The following is a 24016-nucleotide window of genomic DNA, read 5'->3' on the forward strand; positions in this document are numbered from 1 at the left end:
GGTTAAAACCCAGCGCAATTGATAGTTGCCTGACATTAATCAATTGCTAACTCATACTAGCAATTTTTCAATGACAATCTAATTTGGCAACTGCGCCGGGTTAAAACCCGACGAGAATGAAAACCTATTATTCAGCTCATTTCCCTCCTTTCAGTTGGCCCAGCAGCCAGGCGGTCATCTTTTCGGTTTGTTCCGGATAGGTCCAGTGACCGGTGTCTTTGTAAGTAACGTCCAGCATCTTGGGGCCAGGGATGACGTTATAGGCCGCGTACATGGATGTGGGCGGGCAGGTTTCATCATTGAAGCCCCACGAATAATAACCCGGTACGTTCACGAAACGCGCAAAGTTCACTACGTCATAATAACCCGTCGTTTTGATACGGTCGGGTTTGTTATTATAATCCAGTTCTTTACCCGCGAACAAATGCGGCCAGCCCCCTGCCCGACCGTTGAGGTAACCCGTTACGTCGCATAGAGCCGGGTAATAAGCGCCCAGCCACTTGATGCGGGAATCAAGTCCGGCGGTAACGATACTCAGCGCGCCCCCCTGACTTCCGCCCGTAACCGCCATATTCTGGCCATCATATTGCGGTAGGCTGGCCAGGAAATCTACGGCCCGTACGCAACCTAAATAAACCCGTTTGTAGTAATACCGGTCACGGTCGTCGAGGTTAGCCGCTGGATAGCCATTCAAAGGTCCCCGGCTGAGGTTTTCATAAACAACGGGGTCCATCGTAACCGGCACACCATGAATACCGACTTCGAGCGTGATGAAGCCCTTTTCCGCTTCGGCAATCATACCATTGTAGGGCCGAACACCAGCGCCCGGCACACGCAAAATGGCGGGGTATTTTCCTTCTTTTTTCGGAACGCACAAAATTCCGTAGAAGCGGGAATTATTGATATTTTGTAAATTAAGGTGATACACGTTGGTGAGTTCGGTGCAGCGTTCCGGTAGCAACGTCATCCGCGCATCCACTGGAATCTTGGCCAGGTCCGCTTTGGCATTATCCCAGAATGCCTTAAAATCGGTGGGGTTAGCAACAGTTGGCTTTATGACCTGTGGGTCAAATCCCGCGGTTGTCAGCCCCCGATACTCTTTACCATCCAACTCGACGGTAGCAATGCAGCGCAGAAAACCCGCCGTCTTCATGGTGCCGCCGTCTAGCGCGACTATACCGTCGGGCAACGTAACCGTTTCTTTTTTGGCAGGCGGCATCTTCTCGGGTCCAATCTCGTAGCGTAGTTTAGCGCCCTTCAGCAATACGTTGTTTCGGTAGACTGATACGTTGAATTTAACCGGCTCACCCGTTTTATACACCCAGTCGGCATGGTCGGGCGTGACAATAACTTTAACGAAACGTTCGACAGGTTGAGCCAGCACCTGACTAACCCAGATCAGCAGCAAACTGGGGAAAAGTAGTTTTTTCATGGAATGAGAGGGACGATTTGTTCTTCATTCAGAGAAAGCAACTTCCGTCGAAATTATAATCAGCCGTAGAAATCTGCTTTTGATCTGACTGGGATCAATGCCGGTGCAGATCAAACGCAGCTCAGTCAATCAGTGCTGGGGTTTGAACGCGTCGGTTCAGTTGTATATTCACCATGCACCGAATAAGTAACGTCAGGGGGAAGACCACATCGAAACCGCCGGGTATGTTCGATAAAAAAATCCCGAGCAGAATCAGAACCGACGTAATGCCAAAATACAGAGTCCGGCGCCGGGCGGTAGCTTTCGAACTGGTTGCCCAGTAAATCAGGGGCAGGTGCAGCGGCATTAAGTAGAGTAACGTTGGATTCCAGCCCGTAACACCGTCGTCCCGAATCATCCACAGCAGGAACAGAAACCAGCCCAGAAAGCCTACGGTGCCGAACAGAAGGCGGTCGAACCAGCGATCGACTTTTCCGGCCACCATATACCGCCGAATCGTAAATAGTGCGACAATAATGCCCAGGATCGTGAAGACCACATCGGGATCGAAAAAGAAGGGAACCTGTTGACGAAATAATTTTTGAGCCGCAAAAATCGTTTGTTCGCTCTGGACCAGCGGAACCGATTGTCCATTGGCCTGCCGCAACGTTGCCCGGGCGAGCTGGTCATGCAATTCATTGGGGAGGTACATGGCCCGCCAGCCATCGGTCTGCTCATCGGCGGGTTGTCCAATCGCCAGGTTCATGCCTAATTGATACCAGGGGCGCTCATTCAGGTACTCATTCATCAGATCGCGGTACGACTTGCCGGTCATACGCGACCGGGATGGAATGGTCAGGCTATCACCACAGGCATCGACAATCATGTCGCGGGGACGAGTCGAGCAGTTGTCATAATAGAACTTATACCGGTATTCGCGATTCTCGGGTAAATAATTCTTTTCCAGAGCCGCAAACAACCGTTGCCGCTGGGCAGGGGAAAGATTCAGCGACTGTTCCCGAATACTCCGGTTCGTCTGCTGATAGTAATACATGACCTGGTAGATGTTGTAAACCGCGACATGATAGGGCAACGTACCCCGTAAGAATTTAAGAATAAACCCGTCAGCATTGTAGTCGAAGCCGCCATAGCTGTAATCCCGATCAATGCCAAGTGCCGGATCAACAAGCCGAATTTCGGTATGGCCAAACACCGACGAAATGTCATCATCACCGGGGCCATACGTAATCAGGCTCATCCGCGCAGCAGGCGACAGCGTTTGGCTAACGGGTGCACTTTGGGCGACTGGTGAATGAGAAGTGAAGACTGATAGACCAAGGAAAAGTAGTAAAATGGAAAACCACTTCGTTGCCCTATGCCTCTTGCCCCTTACCCCTACCCAATTACTCATCGTCTTCATTGTCATCACTGTCGTTGTCATACACTCGTTTAGCTTTTCCCCGGCTCGGTTCTTTTCCCTGTACACAAACGACAAGTTCACCTTTTATCGTTTTTTGAGCAAAGTACGTAATAAGCTCCGACAACGGACCCCGTTGATTCTCTTCAAACTTCTTGGTCAATTCGCGGGATACGCTGGCGGGGCGTTCAGCTCCGAACGTATCCGCAAACTGTTGAAGGGTTTTGAGTAATCGGTGGGGCGATTCGTAGAAAACCATGGTTCGCTCCTCCCCTGCCAGTTCGCCCAGTCGCGCCTGACGACCTTTTTTGTGCGGCAGAAATCCCTCGAACGTAAACCGATCATTGGGTAAGCCCGAATTAACAAGGGCTGGTACAAAGGCTGTTGGGCCGGGCAGGCATTCTACCTGAATATCATTTTTGATACATTCGCGTACCAGTAAAAAACCAGGATCTGAGATTCCCGGCGTTCCTGCGTCTGACACCAACGCCAACGTTTTCCCTTCTTTCAACTGGGCCACCAATCGCTGTACGGTCTGATGTTCGTTGAAGATATGGTAGCTATGTAGCGGCTTACTGATGTTCAGATGACGTAGCAACACGCCCGACGTACGGGTATCTTCGGCCAGAATCGCGTCTACGCTTTGCAGAATTTTAATGGCCCGTAGTGTAATGTCGTCAAGATTACCGATGGGCGTCGGCACGAGGTACAATTTCATGACGCAAAACTAGTCAATAGTCGTCAGTCATTGGTACGGAGAATACGCCTATTGACTAATCACTAACAGCCGTTGACTAACCAATCAAGGAATCAATCACGGCGGCCAGTTTACGGTCTTTTTCAGTCACTACGTTACCGGCATCGTGGGTAGACAGTTTAATCGTCACCTGATTATACACATTCGACCACCAGGGATGATGATCCATCTTCTCGGCAGCGAGGGCCACTCGGGTCATAAAGGCAAAAGCCTCACTAAAATTGGCAAACGTAAACTCGCGGGTGAGTTGATTGTCCTGTTCCTGCCACATAAAAATAGTCGTTAGTCAATGGTTAGGAGTCAACAGTGAAGTGAAGAGCCTTGTTAACTACCAGATTAAATAAAAATGCGTAACCAACTTACATTAAGTTGGTTACGCATCAGTTTGGCAGAGAGCGAGGGATTCGAACCCCCGGTACCCTTGCGAGTACTTCTGATTTCGAATCAGACCCATTCGACCACTCTGGCAGCTCTCTATTTTGTTGGTCGTACGTCCGCTTATGAGCGGTGCAGAGAGGAAGAGATTCGAACTCTCGATACAGTTTCCCGCATACACACTTTCCAGGCGTGCTCCTTCAACCACTCGGACACCTCTCTAGTAAAACCACCTATTTGGTTGATAAACAGGCAGTTGATTATTTCTATTTGCGCGTTTTTGTAGACCGTTTATTCGTAGATCACTGAAAAATACGAACGTAATCGCAAACCGGAACGCGAAATAACAAGAAGAGAAGTAGAAAAGCAAGAACTAGCCTGGAAGAAAAAAAGCAGTTGGTAGTAACTTGTTGGAACTGAGTAGATAAAAGAAAGACTACTCAACCGGCAAATGTCCACATTTATTAAAAAAGTACCCTACAATGGAAGCTTTATTAATTTGATGCCAAATGAGCTTAGTTAGATCCACCCTGAAAGTAGCTCAGGATCACCACTGATGAAGTATGACTGTTAAAACAAGTTTATAATATACTGGACGATTAAAACAAATACCGCAAAGCCTAGAGCCATTACTATCGTCCAGGGACCGGGGAGTGAAATTTTTTTAGTAAGCATAGGAATGGAAGTGAAATAGACCCAATATACGCTTACCACAAACTATGAGGATTTATACTTAAGTAATTTTAATATTATTTTAATATAAACGAAACTAATCAGGGAGTGAAACTAGAAAGGATACACGCTTAGAATAAACGCAAAATTCCCCGAACAAGTAGAAAGAAGACAGTTGCGCTAATTAGGATAATAAGCGTCCAGGGACCGGGGATAGGAAGAAGAGTCTTCTTTTTCATGGTTGTTGAAGCACACGATAAATAAAACTCAAAGGTAACCATCAACAACCAGACACGAAATGTTACTGATATAATATTTTAATAAATATCATTACCTACCGGTAGATTAAGCCAAATAACGACGGCAAAGAGTAAGATGCAAATGAGAAAAAAAGCAAAATCCGACAGTTATAACCGGTTGTCGCGAAGATTCGAGAGGACTGTAATTAGGCTTAGTAATAACCAGAGTGTACTCACGATGAGCAGGAATATAAGTACTTCCATGAATCTCGAACTGGCATAGAAGTGGATAGTTCAAGTCCAAAAAGGCTCGGCGTAATCCAAATCGTTTTTTTATAAGGCCGTTCTATGAAGTTTTCAGTAAACTGACTTTTCTATAATACTGCTTCATTGGTCTGCCATTTCCCCACTTTGAGACTGGGCTAGTCGTGTTCGCAACGCCGATGGATTGCTTTCATTACCCAGAAACACCATGAGTTTGGTAATAGCGGCTTCTGTTGTAATGTCGGCTCCGCTTACAACGCCGATTTGCTGAAGTTCTTTGCTGGTCTGGTATTGACCCTGCGTAACGCGGCCACCCTCGCACTGCGATACGTTGAACACCATGACTCCACGGTCGATCGCGTCTTTGATCGTGTCCAGAAACCACCTGTCTGTAGGCGCATTTCCAGCGCCAAAGGTTTCAAGTACCAACCCCCGCAGGTTTTTAATGGTAACAATGGATTCTACCACCGGTTGCGTAATGCCTGGAAAGAGCTTTAGAATCGTTACGTTCGTATCCAGCGTAGTACGTAGTGTCAGGGACTGTTCAGGTTGATACGGCCGAATGAATGGCCGGTTGTAGTCGATACTGACACCCGCAGTGGCCAGATGTGGATAGTTTTCCGAAGTAAACGCATTAAACTGGACGCTCTCGTGCTTGGTGGAACGGTTACCTCGCAGTAGAAATGAATTGAAATACACGCAAACCTCCGGAACAATCGGGCGGCCATTTTTCTGGTCTCCAGTGGCGGCCGAATCCACGGCGGCAGCGTCCACTGCGGCAGCAATTTCAAGTGCCGTAATAAAATTTTCGCGGGCGTCGCTACGGGCCACTCCAATGGGTAATTGCGCGCCCGTCAGAATAACCGGTTTATTCAGACCAACCAGCATAAAACTCAGCGCCGACGCCGTATACGCCATCGTATCAGTACCGTGTAGAATGACAAAGCTGTCATATTGCTCGTAATTCTGTTGAATGATTTGTGCCAACTCGACCCAGATCGTCGGTTTCATGTTGGACGAATCAATGATTTCGGGCAACGTGAGCATGGTAATCTCAAAATCCAGCCGGTGCAATTCGGGTAGGCGATCCAGCACACGCTCGAAATCGAAGGGAATGAGTTGGCTGGTTTTCTGGTCATACACCATGCCAAACGTACCACCGGTGTAAATAACCAAAACCGAGGCACGTGGACGATTCAGAATACTGGGGTTAATATAAACTGTTTTGTAAGGCATATTGTATCGACGGACTTCAGCCCGTAGTTTTTGTCAAAAGCAATACGGACTGACGCCGAATGCGGCCTGGCAATTAGCTATGTCAACCCGGCAATAAATTAGCGTAAAGGGCTGGCAGTAAGGACAGTGCGTTAGCGGTTGTGTGGCGAGCCACATCATCCAGGCTAATCTGTTTCAGGTCGGCAATACGTTGGGCTATGATTTGTACGTAAGAAGGTTCGTTACGTTTACCCCGGTATGGAACTGGCGCGAGGTAAGGCGCATCCGTTTCAAGCACCAGATGCGCCAGGTCAACGTGCGGTAGTACGTTGTGTAATCCCCCGTTTTTGAATGTACTAACCCCGCCAATACCGAGTTTAAACCCTAGCTCAATGGCTCGATTAGCCTCGTCGAGCGTGCCAACGAAGCAGTGAAAAATACCGGTCAGCCCGGGTAGTGCTAATTTCTCGATGAGATCAGCGGCTTCGGCAAAGGCGTTTCGATCGTGACCGGAACGGGTATGCATCGAAACGGGTAACTTCTGTGCTGCGGCCCATCGCAACTGCGTTTCGAAGGCAACGAACTGCTGATCTACGTAGCTCATATCCCAATAAAAATCCAGGCCTATTTCGCCAACGGCCATAAACGCATGGCGATTCAGTTGGTCTTCTACATGAGCCAACTCATCCTCAAACGTACTGGTAACGTAGGCTGGATGCAGGCCCATCATCGGCAGGCAACGTTCGGGGTATGTTTCGGCGAGTGCCATCATGCCGGGCACAGTTTCGCGGGCGCAGTTGGGCATCCAGATCTGGCTTACCAGTTGGTTTTCAGCACGATGCAGCATTGCCTCCCGATCTTCATCAAACTGGTCGTCGTAAATGTGGGCGTGGGTGTCAATAAATGTCATAAGAAGCTGTTTGAAACCCCCTCAATCCCCTGAAGGGGACTTTGTTAGAGAGGGAGAAAAGTCCCCTTCAGGGGATTGAGGGGGTTTCAGACCAAGTAAGAAATAATTTTCAGATAGTTTCTAAGTAAATTTAGTCGTAAGTCGGAGAGTCGTAAGGCATAAGCATTCTTACTGTAATCTACTTATGCCTTACGACTCTCCGACTTACAACTAGCTATATTTCCTTCCTTTCCAATTAATGGGCGTGGGTGATAAGTAAAAAATAACCGATAGCGGTCCGATAATGAGTTGATAAATCTCAAATAGCAACGCGTAAGGCCATAAGTTGGTTTGCCGCAGCCGACCTAATCCAAATGAAATGACCAGCGTTTGAATAAACAGTTTCACTACGTATAGAGCAACAGCCAGCGCGGGTGAGAACCAGGCGAGCAGCACCAAAAGCGGCAGCGTCAGGTATTGTGCATACAGTGAAATAACCATCCAGACAGGTAAGCTCATAGCACCCCGCATCCAGCGTTTACGTTGTTGCAGGAACGCCCGGAACGTATCAACAGGCTTTGTGTGAGCCAGCACCTGTTCACTTAGCAAATTGCGAAAGTCGTAACCTTTGGCCACAACTGCCTGAAACAGCGTGTAATCCTCAACTACCGAAAACGGCAGTGATTCATACCCGCCAACGGCCTCGTAAGCCACCCGGCTGACAGCCATATTGTTGCCCATAGCAGTAACGGGAACGCCCACACTACTCATCAAATGCGTCAGGGTGAGGTTGTAAAGCCAGTCGATGGTCTGAAGTTTGTGAAAGAGTTTCGGGCCCGTGGGCAACGTAATACCCGTAATGATACCCACCGATTGCGTAAACTGACGGCTCATGTCGGGGAGCCATTCGGGCGGCACTCGCGTATCGGCATCTGTAAAAAAGAGAAACTGGCCACGCGCCATGCGTGCTAACTGGGCCAGTACATTGGCTTTCCCAACCAAACCTGCCCTATTTTCGATTATGGTAACGAGCTGAAAATTTGCTTTATCAGCGATAAAGTCGGCGACAACCGATCCAGTTCGGTCGGTAGACTGGTCATTGCCAATCAGCACTTCAACAGCATCAGATGAGCAATCGAGTTGACTGATGGCTTTCAGGCAATCCAGAATCGTTGCTTCTTCATTGCGGGCGGCAATCAGGATACTAATCTGCGGATAATTCGGGCCTGACCGGTGCGCGGCTGATTGATCAGTAGCCAGCATAAGTAGGCTGCGGAACAGACCGAAAAGAGTAACCGCGATCCGAAAAATAAGCCAGCATCCGGGGCAGCACGTAGCGCATCGTCGGCCAGGCTTTCAGACTATCGTGGAAGACGACGATGGAACCCGGTTCGGTATATTGAATGGTTTTACGCAGACACACATCGGCGGGCAATTTGCGATCAAAATCACCGGTCAATACGTCCCACATGAGGATCGAATAATTTTCCAGCACCTCCGCCACCTGCGACTTTCTGATCCGCCCATAAGGTGGGCGGAACAGAGCCGTTTCAACGCCTAATTGCACCTGGCATTTTTGGATATTTTCCAGATAGGTCGCATCATCCGTTTTCCAGCCGTTCAGGTGATTAAACGTGTGATTGCCGACCATATGCCCCGCTTCCAGTACTTTGTAGAGAATGTCCCGGTGTTTCTGGACATTATCGCCAATGCAGAAAAACGTAGCCTGTGCCGCAAATTTATCCAGTTGCTCCAGCACAAACTCCGTCACAACCGGAATTGGCCCATCATCGAACGTCAGATAAATCGTTGGTTCGACCCTATCTTCGATCTTCCACCAGAACTCGGGGTATACCGTTCTGAGCAAAAAATTAGACTTATGCAGAAAGAATGACAAAGGGATGTATGATTTATGATATAGGATGTATGAAATATGATGTACTCAAAGGCATACATCCTATAGCATACACCATACATCAGTTAAGATTTCGTCCTTTCCAAATATAGCCTTTTCCCTGAGCCGCCAGCCCGAAGAAAAGCACATAGAGCGGATAGATCAATTGGGTCAATGGAATGACGCCTACCGATGATTTTTTTTGTAAAAAAACAAGAACTTGGCGTAAAAACAAAAACTCCGGTATGGCTTTCAGGCCAATAACGAAAAGAGCCATATTTCCGTTTAAAAATCCTAGTAACCAACCCGCCACTGCTACGACCGGAGCCACATTACTCAGGAAAACAAACACCGCCAGCAGCGAGGGCAAATAGCTATCGTAAGCCTTCCACTTACTGGCCCATCGTTTCCGCTGATTGTAGAAGGCCACCCAGGATTGGTGCGCCTGCGTTCGGACAATAGCGTCGGCGTTTTTCAAAAATTGAACGCCATCCGGATAGCGCGCAGCAATTTTATGCATCAGAAACTCATCGTCGCCCGACGCCAGATGATCGACGCCAGCAAAACCGCCCACTTCGCTAAATACTTCTTTTACGTAACAGAGGTTGGCCCCATTGCACATGGTTGGATAACCAAGGGCTAGCGTACAGGCACCGGTACCGATCAGGCTGGAAAATTCGACCGTTTGTAACGAATCAACGACGCTACGTTCGGTGGTAAAGGTGACTGGGGCCGAAATCAGTTTTGCCCCCGTTTTCTGGTAGAAAGCGGCCAGTGTAGCCAACCAACGGGGTTCCACCCGACAATCACCATCAGTCGTAACGATCAGATCACCAGTAGCTAGCGCGATACTTTGGGTGATTGCCCGCTTTTTGGGCGATGCCGTCCGCTCGTTGGTTAAGGGCAGAGGGTGAAGGGCAAAGGGAGCCTGTCCGGCGTATGCTGTAACGATACGTAGCGTATCATCCGTGGATGAATCGTCGGCCACAATGACCTCAAAACGCGCGTAAGTTTGCTGGCGGAGGTCATTCAATAGGTTTCCGATGTTATCAGCCTCGTTGCGAACAGGAATAATGACGGTGATGAATGGACCATTAGCTAAGCTTGACCCGGCCTGAAACCGGGGCATTCGCAACCAGGCGACCCAGAGTGTTAGCGTAAACAGCGCATAAAGCAGGCTAACTGCCAGTAAGAAAATCGTCATTAAAGTCATTACTATACAGTCATCGCTTCTTACTTAATAGCCTACCAGAATCCCACTATAGACGGTTGACTGACGACTATTGACTAATCTTCAGTTTCCAGACCCAGATAAGTCCGACAAGTACAGGCGTCAGGACGTTGGCGATCCAGAGCGTCAGCGTTGCCGTAATCAGCACTGGTGCTGGCACCCCAAACGGCGCAAATACCCATAGGGAAGCCGCTTCCCGAACGCCCAGATCACTCAGTAGATTGAACGCGGGCGTGATGGTTTTCGCCAGAAATACCAAGCCAATGCCCGACGCCGAACGATCCATTGGTAAGCGTATACCCACCAGCCGCATCGCCAGGTAAAATTGAATCGAAAAAACAACGTAGCGTATGGCGGCCATACTAAGTGCCAGACCAATTTCTTTATCCGAATAGCGTCCTGCTACGTTCCAGTAGTCAGCAAATCGGCTCAGGCCCGGACGTTTCCCCAACCACCGGACAAGCCGTTTCCGTACCAGTCCGAACCCCACACCACCCAACGATAGAATCGCCACTAAAATCAGCAACCATTGTCCAGTGGGTGTAGCGCGCTCAGGCGCCACGGTCAGGTGGTGCGCCCAGGCAATCGACCCAAAAACCAGTGCTACATAGAATTGCATGCCGCCCGATACCAGCGACGCACCCACGGCTTCAGCCCGGTGGTTACGTAGTGAAAGCACCCGGCCAGCCGTATCGCCCAACTGCGCCGGCAATGCAAACCCCAGCGATACGCCCGCCAGAACACCGCGGTAGGCATCCCAAAAGGTTGTTCTCTGAACGCGCTGGAGCAGGATTTGCCACTTCAAGGCCTCGAACCCCCAGTTTACAGGCGTGAGCAGGATAAGTCCCATGGCCCAACGCTCAGGCTGTTCGACCGTTTGAAGTTGCGTGCGCACCATTGTCCAGTCGAACGGCTGTTGGCGGAGCACATAGCCGATGTAGACAACAAGGCCAACAAAAACAGCAATTTTAGCCCAGACGATGATTTTTTTACCTGGTTTCAGCGACAAAACAGATGAGAACACGTTACTTTGTATAAGACCCTACTGCCCCACCCCAATTATGATTATCGCGCCAAATTTATCTGCCATCACCAAAGAAAAAATTATTCTCGGTGTCGATCCCGGAACCCAAGTTGCCGGTTACGGCATCATTGCGGTGAAAGGGGGCGTCATGAGCATGATGCAATACGGCGTCGTTCAGTTGACCAAATATAGTACGTATCAACTGAAGCTCCAGAAACTCTACGAAACCATTGTGCGGCTGATCGACGAATATCACCCCGACGAAATGGCGATTGAAGATCCTTTTTTCGGAAAAAACGTGCAGGTGATGCTCAAGCTGGGCCGGGCGCAGGGCGTCGTGATGGCAGCAGCTTTATCACGAAATATCCCCATTGTCGAATATGCCCCCCGCCGTATCAAACAATCGGTAACGGGCAACGGAAACGCAACAAAAGACCAGGTATCACAAATGGTCGGGCATCTGCTGAAGGAAACCTTAGATCCTCAGTTTTTCGACGCAACGGATGCGCTGGCTATTGCCATTTGCCACCATTTTCACGAAAACGCCTTGCCTGTTGCACCGGGAAAGAAGACAAAAAAAGGGGCTTGGGGCGCGTTTGTCAGCGAGAATTCGGGGCGGATTATGTAAACGAAGCGTAATTCATTTGCGTTTTGAATATATATAATAGTAGTTTTCTACAACAAATACAACTTATGGAAACGACATTCACCATACGGAAAGATGAGTTAGATAATGAGTTTTTAGAGTCCTTAAAACGACTCTTTAAAAATGACCGTGAATTGCATATTACGGTCACTTCGGCAACTGATTTTAACTTGACTCAACCCGAATCAACAGCGGAATATATTGCCCGATTAGAAAAAGCTGCCCAAAATTTGGAGGCTGGACGTAACAAAGTCACTATGACAAATGAGCAATTTGATGATTTCTCGCTGAATCTGCTTAAATGAGAAATATCATCTTTGAACAAGATCCATTTGACGATTACACGGATTGGGCAATTTACAACAAATCGGTTTTCAAGCGTATTTATGAAGTTATTCGAGACATTAGACGACACCCATTTGAGGGAATCGGCAAACCCGAACTGTTAAAAGGAAACCTCTCCGGCTACTGGTCTCGTAGAATTACTGACGAGCATCGGCTTGTTTATAAAATTGATACCAACGGAGATATTCTGATTATTTCGGTTAAAGGTCACTACAGCGACAAATAGTGTTGTTTACTGCTTCTGTTTCTTGGATACTCTATCTCACTCTGTCTATTCACCGACACATTCGGCCTGTAAACCGCAATTCAACGTAGCGATAAAGCCAGTTTAGCGGATTCGGGAGTAACTTTCTCCCATGAATAATCGGTTTACGCAAGTCGCGATTCACCTGCTTAGCTGCTTTGCCTTTCTCAGCCTACCCTATGTTCTGGCGGAGGATGGTTTTTCAAAGCTGGCGGAACTCCCCGTCAACCCACATGAGCAGCGCAACCTGGTGTCGTACCTGCTGACGATTGCCTTTTTTTACACCAATTACTACGTCCTGATTCCGAAGCTGTTTTTCAGGCGAAAGTATTTTCTCTACACGCTCTGTTCAGTGGGTTGCTTTTTACTCATCGAAAGCACCCTTGTTGTCATTAATCGGCAGGGACGGGATCGGCCAGCGATGCGTCAGGGTCCACCGCCATCCATAGACCGCCTGGAACGGATGCCACCACCCTTCCCGGACGGAGATCCGCCACCATTCCCACCCGGCCGATTTCCGGAATCTGGCCCGCAGCGGGCAGGATTACCGTCTGAGCTGAGCCAGACTTTTTTCCTGACACTGGTTGGATTCCTGTTAGCCCTCGCGCTACGTATCAACAACCGATGGCGCGAAACGGAACGCGAAAAGATCCAGACCGAACTCTCTTATCTGAAAGCCCAGATTAATCCCCATTTTCTGTTCAATACGCTCAATAGTATCTATTCACTGGCCATTATCGAATCGCCACCGACGGCCGATGCCATTGTCAAACTGTCGTCGTTTCTGCGCTACGTTATTCAGGAATCACAGAAAAACCAAGTGTTGCTACGTAACGAATTGGAATACATTGGGCAATATATTGCCCTGCAACGACTGCGGCTGGGCGATACGGCACAAATTGATTTCACGATTGAAGGCAATACCAATCGTAAACAAATCGCCCCCCTCTTGCTGATTTCCTTTATCGAAAACGCATTCAAATACGGTGTTAGCCCCGAAGAACCGTCGGCCATTCAGGTTAGTATCTCCATGCAGGGGAATACCCTGCGCTGCTACGTAGTGAATAAAAAAGTACGGGTATTTCAACCAACGGCGGTGGCCAGCGGCATTGGTTTGACCAATACGAAAGCCCGGCTACAACTCTTGTATCCAGATCGTCATCAACTGATTATCGACGACAAACCAGCTAGTTTTACGGTCGATTTATCCATCACCCTGTCATGATTCGCGCGATTGCTTTAGACGACGAGCCCCCTGCCCTGCGCGTGCTTTCACATTTCTGCCAGCAGGTCGACTTTATTGATCTGCAAAAGACATTTACCCGTACCGACGAAGCACTGCGGCATCTGGAGCAGTTCCCGACTGATCTCCTGTTTTTAGACATAAATATGCCGTCGATGTCGGGTATTGATTTTTATCGGTCCACCGCGCAACAGCCCGATCCTCAACCACTGATGGTTATTTTCACGACTGCCTACGCCGAGTTTGCCGTGGAAGGATTCAATCTGAACGCTGTCGATTATCTTCTGAAACCTTTCACATTCGAGCGGTTTCAGCAAGCCGTCAATAAAGCCGAAGGATTTCATCAGTGGCAGCAACGGCCTGATAAGACGAACGAAACGTATCTATATGTCCGGGCCGATTACAAATTGTATCAGGTGCCGTTAACCGATATTCTGTACATCGAAGGCCTGGATGATTACCTCAAAATTCATCGCCAGCGCGACAAACCTATTGTTTGCCGCATGACCATGAAAGCCATGTTGCAACAACTTCCCGAAACCGGCCGGGCCACCCAGCGATTCATTCGGGTACATCGATCGTACATTGTGCCGCTCAACCGCATCGAAGCCGTACAGAACAAGACGATTCTGCTGGCGGGTCGCGAGATTCCAATTGGCGCCAGTTATGAGGCCGACTTCTTCCAGCTGTTCGGTACGTAGCCTCTGTCTTCACCGGGCTTTCTAAAACACTTCATTAACCGACACAATTGGGCTGTTTACCGCAAAACGACCGCGCCGGGCAACGATATGCCTGCTGTCGTCGTAGTGATTGGTATACAACGTAATCTTACTTTCTGCTAACTAATAACTATGGAACGGATTGAGTTTTTGAAAAGAGGGTTTGGGAGCTTACTGGGTATGGCGGCCGTAGCACCGATGGTTGGCGCTTGTTCTTCGTCAACGGTTGATCCGGTTACCAGCACCACCACGGGTACCAGTACGTCAACGGGCACCTCAAATGGTAGTTCGTCAAGTAATTGCGCTGTCTCCCCCAGCGAAACCGAAGGGCCGTTTCCAACAAAAGTGCCGGCCAATTTCGTCCGGAGTGACATCCGTTCGGATCGAACCGGAGTCGCGTTCACGATCAACATTACGATCAAAAATAACAACAACAGTTGCGCTGCCTTATCGGGTGCGCTCGTCGACATCTGGCACTGCGACAAAGACGGGTACTATTCCGAATATGGCGGAACCGGCATGCAAAGCGTCAATTACACGAGTGTCGATTTCCTGCGGGGCCGTCAAACATCCGACGCCAACGGCCTGGTGACGTTTACATCTATTTTTCCGGGTTGGTATTCAGGCCGGGCGCCCCACATTCACGTCCATGTGTATAATTCGTCCGGGAAATCGCTGCTGGTTACGCAAATTGCTTTCCCATATGATATCTCGAATACCGTTTATACAACGGCACAAGCGTATGGCTACACGAAAGGTGCACAAGACACAAAAAATGAGCGGGATAACGTATTTTCTGATTCCTACGCCACCGAAATAGCCACGGTTACGGGCAGTATTTCAGCCGGATACGTACTGGCGTTCAATGTTGTCGTAAGTGCATAAAAATTATTTTCAACACTGAGCCCCCGAAGCGTCGGACCGCAGAGAACACAAAGATTTTTTCAAATCAGTACCCTCAATCTCTGTGGCTCTGTGTTGAATCTCAAAAAAATGGCCAAAGGACTTATTCGCTTGTGTTATCGGAAAATCATCGACGCAGCTTCTCAAAAAGCGTGGGACAAATTCGTGTTTGAGGATACCTACATGGAATTTTTCATGCAGGCTCAATTTTATAACCAGGAGAACCAATACGCTACGTTCCAGGAGTTGGTCGAGCATGTCCCCCATGCCGACAAACTGCACTACCTGACGAGTACGGCCGCCATTGGCTACATCCGGCAGTTGAATCAGCTCATTCCAGATATAGCGAACGTTTCCGGCAAATTGTGCCTCCCGTTTACGCAATTCAAGTTCGACATCATTCAATCGCACGTGCAGAATAAGGAGGCCCACAAAATCGCCATCGCCTTTTACAGCGATCCGCTGACCTGGATTGATACGCTTAACAATCAACTATTTATCGCCTACGGCGATCAGCGGGAAGCCTTGCGGGATGGCAAAGAAATCGATACGGACATGATCGCCCTGCAACCCTACCTTAGCATATCCTCCTTTCAACCGGGTCAATTTCAGTAAGCCAATGATGGATACCCAACTTCAGGCGCAGTTGTATCTGGCCGACCAGCGCGGATGCTCACAACGCGATTATTTCAGAAGCTACCACAGCTTTTCATTTGGCCAGTACGCTGACGAGCACAAAATGCCGTTTGGGGCTTTGCAGGTTGTAAATGACGATACGTTAACAGCCGGGAATCGTATCAGGATGCAGGTTGAGTCAGACACCGACGTAGTGATTCTCCCGATTGTTGGCGGGCTTGAATACAAAAGCAGTCTGGGAGATGGTTTCCTAGAAGCAGGTCAGGTTCAGATTTTCTCGCTGGCCAACGGTATGAGCTATGAAATCATCAATCCCTATGAAACGGAACTGATCAATTTCGTCCAAATCTGGCTGACGAATAACTCAAGTGATTTTACGCCCGGCCTCGGGCAAACCAGTTTTGATTTATCGAATAAAAACAACCTGCTATCCGCTTTTTCAGTGAACGAGAACGCACTACGTAGCCGTGGCTTCATTGGGAAATTTGACGGTCGGAACGATGGTATTTATCCGTTAGAAAACCCGGAAACTACCGGAGTTTTTGTCTTTGTGCTGAGCGGTGTTTTCGAAGTTCAGGATCGGTTACTACACGAACGCGATGGCTTGTCGTTGACGAACGGACAGGAACCAGTTATTGAATTCGAGGCTTTATCGAACGATGCCCTCGTGCTGTTGATGGAAATTCCGCTACGTAGTTAGTCGCGTAGAAACAGAACGCAGCTACAGTTTAAAATACATGTTGCTCTGAATACCTCCATAGAAGCGATACAGGGTCAACACACAGCTTGACGAGATGGCCTTACCATCGTTGAACGCCGGTTTCCAGTTCATCTTTTCGGGTGTCCATTCGGGCATATTTCGAATGATCTGCTGAACATAGCTGACGACCGACGGAACCCGCTGATCGTTTCCTGTGGTGGCATTAACCGACACATCCACGTTAACGACCTGCCCTATTTCGTTGATCCGCAACGTAGCCGTTATTTTTCGAATGCGCTCGCCATCCAATACGTTTCCCAATTTCTGTTTCAGATAAGCCGACAGATCATTCGGCTTGCCCATGAACTTGGCGGCCTGATAGAACGGTTCACAGGTTTGCTTATCCCCTTCCGGCGTATAACACTGGCTCCGGGCGACGCGCCCGTTGCGATAAAGTTCTTTTCGTTTGATGGCACCGTCCTCATAAAACACCATGAAGGGACCGTTTATAAAGTCGTCTTTATAGTCGCAGCTGATATGTAGCTGTCCCCCAGGATACATGATTTTCGTAGGGCCATGTCGAATAATTCGGTTGACACTATCCAATGAAAACCCGTTTGGCAGTGTCTTAGGCAGTAATGTATATGAATCGAGCCGGAGTAACGTGCCGTTTTTTCGCAGAATTTTAACGCTAAAGTATTGATTGCGTTTGCCGTAATACATGATTTCTTCGTCGTACTCCGGATGGAATCGACGGACTATATTATCATGAACAACTCCCGTGGAATCAACCTGCGCCCGTATGGGTTGACTGACCAGCAGCCCACATAATAGCCAAAAAAGTGCCTTCATCACGCGATCATTTTCAAGGGGCACCTCTCCCATTGTACACAGAAATAACCCCCGTTGACAACTGATTGATGACTAAGATAGTTAAATATTTTAGTCAGTATCCGCTACGTATATGCCCACATTTCAAAAAATCATTCATCTACCCGCCTACTCGCGTGGTTTCCATTTGATTACCCGAGCCATCGAACGGGAGTTTACGGATCTGCAACGGATTCGCGTTGGTTTGCTGCACGTTTTTATTCAACATACGTCGGCCAGCCTGACCATCAACGAGAATGCCGACCCAACGGTACGTGGAGACTTCGAGCGGTTTTTCAACAAAACGGTTCCCGAAAATGAGCCCTATTACCAACACGATTATGAAGGGTCCGACGATATGCCCGCCCACCTGAAAGCCGCTATGCTGGGGCACGCCGTTACGATTCCCATCACGAATGGCCGCCTGAATCTGGGAACCTGGCAAGGCATTTACCTGGGCGAACACCGCGATCACGGCGGGTCGCGAACGCTGGTATTGACAGCCTGGGGTGATTAGATAACTAATTTCTCCTGGTTATTATATAGCCAGATCCGCCGTTTAGCAGACACTACGGTGAACATGAGTATTTTTCCACTACCCTGTAAAACAGTTCACTCACCTGGGATTAGCTGCCATTCACCCACACCTGGTGGCATTTGCATAAAGTTATTCAGAGATTTAAGGGTCATGTACGTTCGTCGTTCGGCGATGATGCATCTATCCACCCATTTCTCATACATATTGAGGGCCCGTAGCAGGATCAGGTTTATCAAAAAGCTTGACCGATACGGGCTTTTCAATACGCTTAAACAACCCTATTCACCCATGAACATGTCCAATTTTTTCTCTTTCAAGTATCTGAAACAGGGTATAGCCGAGGTCAAAGAAACACGCAACCGAGCCAGACAGAACGAAGTTTACATTGGCCAGCTTCACTCATTGCTCATGCTACAAGATCAGATTTCGGCTATCCCGCCCGCCAACCTTCAGATTCGGGTTTCAGGCTCCTATTACACTGATTTTTTTCTGCACGGGCAGTCGCTAATCAACAAAATGAATCATGGGCTGGCGGTTTCGGGAATTGACCGCACGTTGACGCAGTTTGAGAACGTACTGGATTTTGGCTGTGGCTGCGGCCGAACATTGATTCCGCTGGCTTTGCGGTCGACGAATGCCAAAGGAATTCATGGTGTAGACATTGACGCGGAGGCTGTCACCTGGCTTAGCGAACATTATTCACAGGTAGGTTCGGTAAAACTGAACCCTTCCTGGCCTGCTATGTTGCATGACGATCAAACGTTTGACCTCGTGTTCGCCATCAGTGTCTTTACGCATCTACCCGAAGATATGGAACAGGCCTGGCTAGCCGACATAAGTCGCGTACTGCGCCAGGGTGGCTATGCCTTGCTAACCATCCATGGCGACGCGTTCTTTCATCAGCTTGGCTCCACTGCAGTACAGACGATCCGGCAGGCCGGTTTTTTTTACGCATCCGAAGATACGTGCACCGATGGCTTACCTTCATTCTACAAGAACAGCTACCATACAGAATCCTACATTCAGGAAAGGTGGAGCCAGTATTTTGATGTTATAAACGTGATTTCAAGGGGTATAGATCAACAGGATCTGGTCATACTCCGGAAGCGTTAACTGGTTGACCAATCACTTTACCATTTTCCACACCTCGGCAACGCTCGTAACCGGCAATTGACAGGCGCGGTTGTAACACACATATATGGCTGTTTTTTCATCGATTGGACCACGCTGGTGCAGGAGCGGCAAATCGCTCTTGCTGACCGAACCACACAGCACTTTGTTGGGATAGAATTCGGCGTCTAGTTCAGCCCGAAATCGTTCGGTGTCGGGACCCACAATGGCAATTTCGGCCGTTGGACGCGTTCGTAAAGCAAACAGAGCCGCCCAGTTGGTCAGGTAATCGGCATTTTGCTGGACGAGCGGTTGTACACGGCCCAGCATCTGGTCGGCCCGTTCGGCGTATTCACTACGTTCGAGCAGCAGACTTAACATGTACAAATTCTCGGCCATCATTGAATTTGATGACGGGATTACGTTGTCAAACAGTTCTTTACGTCGGGCAATGAGTTCTTCGCCGTTTTTATCTGTGAAGAAAAACATCGGATCGGGTCCGGTTTCATACTCGCCGGCATCACTGAAATTCGTCAGGACGTACTGCATCAATTGGTCAGCTTCCGTCAACCAGCTTTGAACAAAAGTTGCCTGATAGAGCGCCAGCAATCCGTCGATTACAGCCGCATAGTCGTCCAGGAAACCCGCCTGACGAGCGCGGCCCATTTTGTACGTATGCCAGAGTCGGCCGTTACGGGTATCACGCATCTTTTTCAGTAGAAAATACGCCAGTCGAAGCGCCAGTGCCAGAAATTCCGGTTCCCCGAAAACGCGGTAAGCCGTAGCCAATCCTTTTAGCATCAGACCGTTCCACGAGCAGAGAATCTTGTCATCCAGTCCCGGCCGAATGCGTTCATTACGTACCCGAAGCAATCGAACGTGCGTCGCATCTAACCGCAGGTTAAGGTCATCCAGAGACCAGCCCATGCGTTCCGCAAACGATTTATTGGATTCTGTCCGGTGTAAGATATTACGGCCGTGTTCCCAGTTGCCTTCATCAGTCAGATTATACAATTCGGCGAACCAGTCATAATCAGGGCCCAGTATGTCAAGTAGTTCGGGGGTCGTAAACGTGTAGAATTTCCCTTCAACGCCTTCACTGTCGGCGTCAAGGGCGGAGTAAAACCCACCTTCCGGACTCAGTAGCTCGCGTTGCATGAAGCCAATTGTCTGATAGACAACGTGCTTGTAGAGTTCCGATTTTGTCAGGCTATAGGCTTCTGCGTACAGAGCCAGCAACTGCCCATTGTCGTAAAGCATCTTTTCAAAATGGGGTGCAAACCAGTCAACATCGGTTGAATAGCGTGCAAACCCGCCCCCGAGTTGATCGTAAATACCGCCCAACGCCATACGGTCGAGGGTAATTTTGACCTGATGCAATGCGGAGTCGTTGCCCGTCACGGCGTAGTAACGTAGTAAAAACCGCCAGATGCTGGGCATTGGAAACTTCGGTGACCGGCGCATTCCCCCTTTCTCGTCATCGGCTTTGACGGCGACTTTTCGATAGAACACGTCGAGCGTTTCGGGCGCAAACAATGGGTCGTTCTGCGTCAGGCCGTACCGTTCGGCATCGGTAAGGTTCAACTCCCGGGCAAATCCTTCCGCCGATTGCGCCAGATCGGCGCGGTTGTTATCGAAGGCCGATCGAATGCTTTCTAACAAATTGACCCAGTTTCGCTTCGGAAGGTACGTAACACCATAGAAGGGTTTGGCATCGGGCATCAGAAATACGTTGAGCGGCCAGCCACCCTGCACACCCATCGCCTGCACCGCATCCATGTAGATGGCGTCTACATCCGGGCGCTCCTCGCGGTCAACTTTAATGCATACGAACTGCTCGTTCATCACCTGCGCTACGTCGGTTTTCTCAAACGATTCCCGTTCCATTACGTGGCACCAGTGGCAGGCCGAATAGCCGATACTGACCAGCATTGGTTTATCTTCAGCGATGGCTTTGGCAAGGGCTTCCTCGCCCCAGGGATACCAGTCAACTGGATTTTCGGCGTGCTGGAGTAAGTAAGGACTGGTTTCGTATTGCAGTTGATTAGGCATGATGTTGAGGTTTTGACACAGAGTTTTCCTATTTCCTCCGGGTATCTCATTTAGTTCTGTTATAACTACAGGAGTTACGCACCAGTTTTTACTTTAGTGTATGATTGGTAAAAAAGACCAGACAATCGGTGCAGGGGGCCGGTTTAGAGAGTGAACCAGCCATCAAAACGGCATCACAGTCCCTATATTTGTTTGTCAGGCTGGCCGAATGGGCCTATTGACACCCAGTCAACTATACCCTTTACGTAAACTACAGGAGTTGATATGACCGCTTTACTGAACGCCATCAATAAAAATAACAGCTTACTTGTTCAGCAACTCATTCAAAACGGGGCTGATGTCAATGAGTTGGATTCAAATCAGGATGCCCCATTGGTCATTGCGGCTTACAAGGGGTATACCCATATCGTCAAATTACTGTTGGATGCTGGCGCTGATGTGCGGGCTGTTGACCCGGGGATGAAGGCTACCGCTTTACACGCGGCCGCCTATGCTGGCCGAACGGAAGCGGCTCAACTCTTGATTGAATACAATATTGATATTAATAAACAAGGTCCTTATAATGGATACACCGCCCTGCATGATGCGATTTGGCAGAATAACATTGACATTGTCAAATTACTCTTAGCCGCCAATGCAGATTTAAGCCTGCTTTCGAATGATGGTAAATCGCCCCTGGACTTTGCCAAACTCAAAAACCGCAGAGAAATAATAGCCCTGATTGAGCATAAAATAGGAAAATAGCCACAAGTTAGCGGCATCTCTAAGAGGTCTGTACAGCACCGGTCCTCGTTTAACGGTCTGGCTTTTTTATGTCAACTCATTCTGCCTGATCTCCTTGAATTACCTGTACAGCAAGCAGGGTTACACGGTTCGTTACCCCACTAAAAAGTAGTTAATGTAGCGTTCGTGCAGGGCCGGTTCGTCCGGCGGTACGGCCCCACCTAATGGCTAATGATAATTTTTTTCGTCTGGCTTTGGGTTTCGTTTTGAATGCGCAGAACGTACAGCCCAACGGGCAAATCCGCTACGTTCACTATTCCGGTTTTGCTGGTCACGGCTTTTCTGATGACCGTTTGTCCGAACATATTGACCAATCCAATTTCGGTGGAGGCCGGGGGAAGTTGATCGAATGTTAGGGTCAGAATCGTTTGGGCCGGATTAGGCGACGCCACTATGTTTGGCAGCAAGGGTTCCGTTGCAGTAACGCTGCCCATATCAAAACGGCACAGATATACCTCGCGCCCCGTCAGTTCAATGGTGTGTTGCCAGGATTTATAGCGTACTGTCAGACTTGTTTTCTGTCCATCATTCGCATATGGATTCTGGGCCGCAATCAGAATTTTATTCTCCTTCACCACCCCCCGCCACACAGGAAGTTGCTTATCCATGAGGTCGCGGGCAGGCGTTTCGATCACCAGTTCATGCGTTCCCTGAAACATATCGGCGAAACGGGACAGTCGATACAGCCCATGAGTGAAGTGCTCATAGGCCGCGTAATTATCCGCCCGGCTCTGGGTGAGAAATGGGTCTTCCCAGAGCCAGAGCCCAGCTGCGCCCGAAAAAAACGGAAAAATGGCGGTCGCTTCGGCCATAAATGGCTGAATGAAATTCGGATAGCTGCTCGATTCATTATGGTACCGCATCCAGACCCAGGGCACCACGGGCTTATTGCTCCAGGCGCGGTTTACTTCTACCTGAAACAACAGATACGCCAGATAATCTCTGGCCAGCGGGTTCGGGTAATCATAGAAATAATAGGCCGAGGGCGACAAGGCGTCCAGTTGTTCATAATACGGTCCACCAATGCCCGTTCCGCTGGCCTCCTGAACCAGGTAGTTTGTCAGGTTGATTTTAGTTGTCCAATCGGCCCAGGAGAAGGTTGGTACGTTCAAATACGTATTCAGCACGGGCGTGTCGGCATAACTGCTGATACTGGCTCCACCCAGGTCGGCGTGTTGACGAATATACCGTACCCCCTCGGCATGAAGATTACGCATGTCCTGTTTATACGTGGCGATGAACGTAGCATCCGCTAGATTTCGATACGTTTCCGGGACGCGCGTGTCCTGTTTGAGTCTGAGAATACGGGCATCGGTTTCCTGAAACCGCTCAATGTCCAGCACCAGTCGGCTCGCCTGAACGATATACAACCCAGCCGAATTTTTCTGTCCCCCACTTATGTCAGACAAGAAGCGATCCCACTTGGCGCGGTAGGCATCCAGATCATTCGCCCACGGACTTTCGATGGTTTCCCAGGGTTGATTAAGACCCGTTGCAAAGCCATAGTAGATAATAACGCGCTGCTTGAACTGAACCAGTGAGCCAAATTCGCTGTCCTTGACATCGACTAAATTACTAAAGCCATGACGTAGTGGACTGGCCTGCGTGTCCGTAAATCGCGGTCCATTATAGATGACGGGAAATGGAAGGGTAAAATCAGGGAACTTGCTCCACTCAATCTGATTGGGCTGGCTGACGGGCGTAAACGTAAGCCGATCCGCACACTGTTCCTGAGCCGTTGCCAGTGGCTGACTGCCTAGCCAAATCCCAGTTACCCACAAACAAAAAAAAACAATCGGACGGCGCATAACGTAAAGTTTCGGTAAAGTTAAGCCAAGA

At 49.0% G+C, this 24016-nt stretch carries 24 protein-coding genes and 2 tRNA genes; 11 read left to right on the forward strand and 15 right to left on the reverse strand.

Translation table 11 applies throughout. The annotated features are described in order from the left end of the window. Window positions 1–136: 136 nt before the first annotated feature. The 12 genes from ACYVEA_RS30535 to ACYVEA_RS30590 all read right to left on the reverse strand — a co-directional run bounded on the left by ACYVEA_RS30535 (window position 137) and on the right by ACYVEA_RS30590 (window position 11373). Window positions 137–1432: an acetylxylan esterase gene (locus tag ACYVEA_RS30535; protein ID WP_461117165.1), complete on the reverse strand. Its 1296-nt coding sequence runs from the start codon at window positions 1430–1432 to the stop codon at window positions 137–139. Between the two features lie 121 nt (window positions 1433–1553). Continuing rightward, on the reverse strand, window positions 1554–2852 hold the full coding sequence (locus ACYVEA_RS30540) for an Lnb N-terminal periplasmic domain-containing protein (RefSeq protein WP_461117166.1): 1299 nt from the start codon (window positions 2850–2852) through the stop codon (window positions 1554–1556). Beyond that, window positions 2815–3546 carry a 16S rRNA (cytidine(1402)-2'-O)-methyltransferase gene (gene rsmI, locus ACYVEA_RS30545; RefSeq protein ID WP_461117167.1) on the reverse strand — a complete coding sequence of 244 codons (732 nt, stop codon included), beginning with the start codon at window positions 3544–3546 and terminating at the stop codon, window positions 2815–2817. Before rsmI ends, ACYVEA_RS30540 begins: the two co-directional genes overlap by 38 nt. Before the next feature lie 76 nt (window positions 3547–3622). Then, a complete protein-coding gene (locus ACYVEA_RS30550) occupies window positions 3623–3856 on the reverse strand; it encodes a 4a-hydroxytetrahydrobiopterin dehydratase (protein ID WP_461117168.1) in 234 nt (77 codons plus the stop codon). Window positions 3857–3971: 115 nt separating this feature from the next. Beyond that, a tRNA-Ser gene (locus ACYVEA_RS30555) sits at window positions 3972–4061 on the reverse strand. A 34-nt stretch (window positions 4062–4095) separates the two neighbouring features. After that, window positions 4096–4182: transfer RNA gene (locus tag ACYVEA_RS30560), tRNA-Ser, on the reverse strand. 1076 nt (window positions 4183–5258) lie between these two features. After that, the gene (locus ACYVEA_RS30565; RefSeq protein WP_461117169.1) at window positions 5259–6371 is read right to left on the reverse strand and encodes an asparaginase; all 1113 of its coding nucleotides are present in this window, start codon (window positions 6369–6371) and stop codon (window positions 5259–5261) included. Between the two features lie 82 nt (window positions 6372–6453). Next, complete coding sequence (locus ACYVEA_RS30570; protein ID WP_461117170.1) at window positions 6454–7260, reverse strand: TatD family hydrolase; 807 nt, start codon at window positions 7258–7260, stop codon at window positions 6454–6456. Window positions 7261–7470: 210 nt separating this feature from the next. Continuing rightward, window positions 7471–8502 (reverse strand): glycosyltransferase family 2 protein, encoded by a 1032-nt coding sequence (locus tag ACYVEA_RS30575; protein ID WP_461117171.1) that lies wholly within the window; start codon window positions 8500–8502, stop codon window positions 7471–7473. Next, window positions 8489–9136, reverse strand: coding sequence for a polysaccharide deacetylase family protein (locus ACYVEA_RS30580; protein ID WP_461117172.1), 648 nt, complete (start codon window positions 9134–9136; stop codon window positions 8489–8491). Before ACYVEA_RS30580 ends, ACYVEA_RS30575 begins: the two co-directional genes overlap by 14 nt. A 79-nt stretch (window positions 9137–9215) precedes the next feature. After that, entirely contained in the window at window positions 9216–10337 is a 1122-nt protein-coding gene (locus tag ACYVEA_RS30585) for a glycosyltransferase (RefSeq protein ID WP_461117173.1), read from the reverse strand. Between the two features lie 76 nt (window positions 10338–10413). After that, a complete protein-coding gene (locus ACYVEA_RS30590; RefSeq protein WP_461117174.1) occupies window positions 10414–11373 on the reverse strand; it encodes a lysylphosphatidylglycerol synthase transmembrane domain-containing protein in 960 nt (319 codons plus the stop codon). A 52-nt stretch (window positions 11374–11425) separates the two neighbouring features. Here ACYVEA_RS30590 and ruvC point away from each other — a divergent pair, with 52 nt between their 5' ends. From ruvC to ACYVEA_RS30630, 8 genes are all read left to right on the forward strand, one after another. After that, entirely contained in the window at window positions 11426–12016 is a 591-nt protein-coding gene (ruvC, locus tag ACYVEA_RS30595) for a crossover junction endodeoxyribonuclease RuvC (RefSeq protein ID WP_461117175.1), read from the forward strand. A 65-nt stretch (window positions 12017–12081) separates the two neighbouring features. After that, window positions 12082–12339, forward strand: a complete 258-nt coding sequence (locus ACYVEA_RS30600) for a hypothetical protein (RefSeq protein WP_461117176.1) — start codon at window positions 12082–12084, stop codon at window positions 12337–12339. Beyond that, a complete protein-coding gene (locus ACYVEA_RS30605; RefSeq protein WP_461117177.1) occupies window positions 12336–12605 on the forward strand; it encodes a Txe/YoeB family addiction module toxin in 270 nt (89 codons plus the stop codon). Before ACYVEA_RS30600 ends, ACYVEA_RS30605 begins: the two co-directional genes overlap by 4 nt. Window positions 12606–12735: 130 nt before the next feature. Further along, on the forward strand, window positions 12736–13848 hold the full coding sequence (locus ACYVEA_RS30610) for a sensor histidine kinase (RefSeq protein ID WP_461117178.1): 1113 nt from the start codon (window positions 12736–12738) through the stop codon (window positions 13846–13848). Next, window positions 13845–14567 carry a LytR/AlgR family response regulator transcription factor gene (locus ACYVEA_RS30615; RefSeq protein WP_461117179.1) on the forward strand — a complete coding sequence of 241 codons (723 nt, stop codon included), beginning with the start codon at window positions 13845–13847 and terminating at the stop codon, window positions 14565–14567. Before ACYVEA_RS30610 ends, ACYVEA_RS30615 begins: the two co-directional genes overlap by 4 nt. Before the next feature lie 150 nt (window positions 14568–14717). Further along, entirely contained in the window at window positions 14718–15470 is a 753-nt protein-coding gene (locus tag ACYVEA_RS30620) for a dioxygenase family protein (RefSeq protein WP_461117180.1), read from the forward strand. A 108-nt stretch (window positions 15471–15578) separates the two neighbouring features. Further along, on the forward strand, window positions 15579–16103 hold the full coding sequence (locus ACYVEA_RS30625) for a hypothetical protein (protein WP_461117181.1): 525 nt from the start codon (window positions 15579–15581) through the stop codon (window positions 16101–16103). 4 nt (window positions 16104–16107) lie between these two features. Then, the gene (locus ACYVEA_RS30630; protein ID WP_461117182.1) at window positions 16108–16824 is read left to right on the forward strand and encodes a pirin family protein; all 717 of its coding nucleotides are present in this window, start codon (window positions 16108–16110) and stop codon (window positions 16822–16824) included. 21 nt (window positions 16825–16845) lie between these two features. On the opposite strand, the gene ACYVEA_RS30635 is transcribed toward ACYVEA_RS30630, so the two are convergent. Beyond that, entirely contained in the window at window positions 16846–17676 is an 831-nt protein-coding gene (locus tag ACYVEA_RS30635; RefSeq protein WP_461117183.1) for a toxin-antitoxin system YwqK family antitoxin, read from the reverse strand. A gap of 112 nt (window positions 17677–17788) precedes the next feature. On the opposite strand from ACYVEA_RS30635, the gene ACYVEA_RS30640 reads away from it, so the two are divergent. Further along, the gene (locus ACYVEA_RS30640; protein WP_461117184.1) at window positions 17789–18211 is read left to right on the forward strand and encodes a secondary thiamine-phosphate synthase enzyme YjbQ; all 423 of its coding nucleotides are present in this window, start codon (window positions 17789–17791) and stop codon (window positions 18209–18211) included. 315 nt (window positions 18212–18526) lie between these two features. Beyond that, a complete protein-coding gene (locus tag ACYVEA_RS30645; RefSeq protein ID WP_461117185.1) occupies window positions 18527–19345 on the forward strand; it encodes a class I SAM-dependent methyltransferase in 819 nt (272 codons plus the stop codon). Window positions 19346–19357: 12 nt separating this feature from the next. Here the strand turns inward: ACYVEA_RS30645 and ACYVEA_RS30650 are convergent, their stop codons facing one another. After that, window positions 19358–21394: a thioredoxin domain-containing protein gene (locus ACYVEA_RS30650; protein WP_461117186.1), complete on the reverse strand. Its 2037-nt coding sequence runs from the start codon at window positions 21392–21394 to the stop codon at window positions 19358–19360. Window positions 21395–21658: 264 nt separating this feature from the next. Here ACYVEA_RS30650 and ACYVEA_RS30655 point away from each other — a divergent pair, with 264 nt between their 5' ends. Beyond that, entirely contained in the window at window positions 21659–22138 is a 480-nt protein-coding gene (locus tag ACYVEA_RS30655) for an ankyrin repeat domain-containing protein (RefSeq protein WP_461117187.1), read from the forward strand. A 200-nt stretch (window positions 22139–22338) separates the two neighbouring features. On the opposite strand, the gene ACYVEA_RS30660 is transcribed toward ACYVEA_RS30655, so the two are convergent. Further along, window positions 22339–23985: a T9SS type A sorting domain-containing protein gene (locus ACYVEA_RS30660; RefSeq protein ID WP_461117188.1), complete on the reverse strand. Its 1647-nt coding sequence runs from the start codon at window positions 23983–23985 to the stop codon at window positions 22339–22341. Between the last annotated feature and the right edge of the window lie 31 nt (window positions 23986–24016).

The organism is Spirosoma jeollabukense (genome assembly GCF_054777855.1).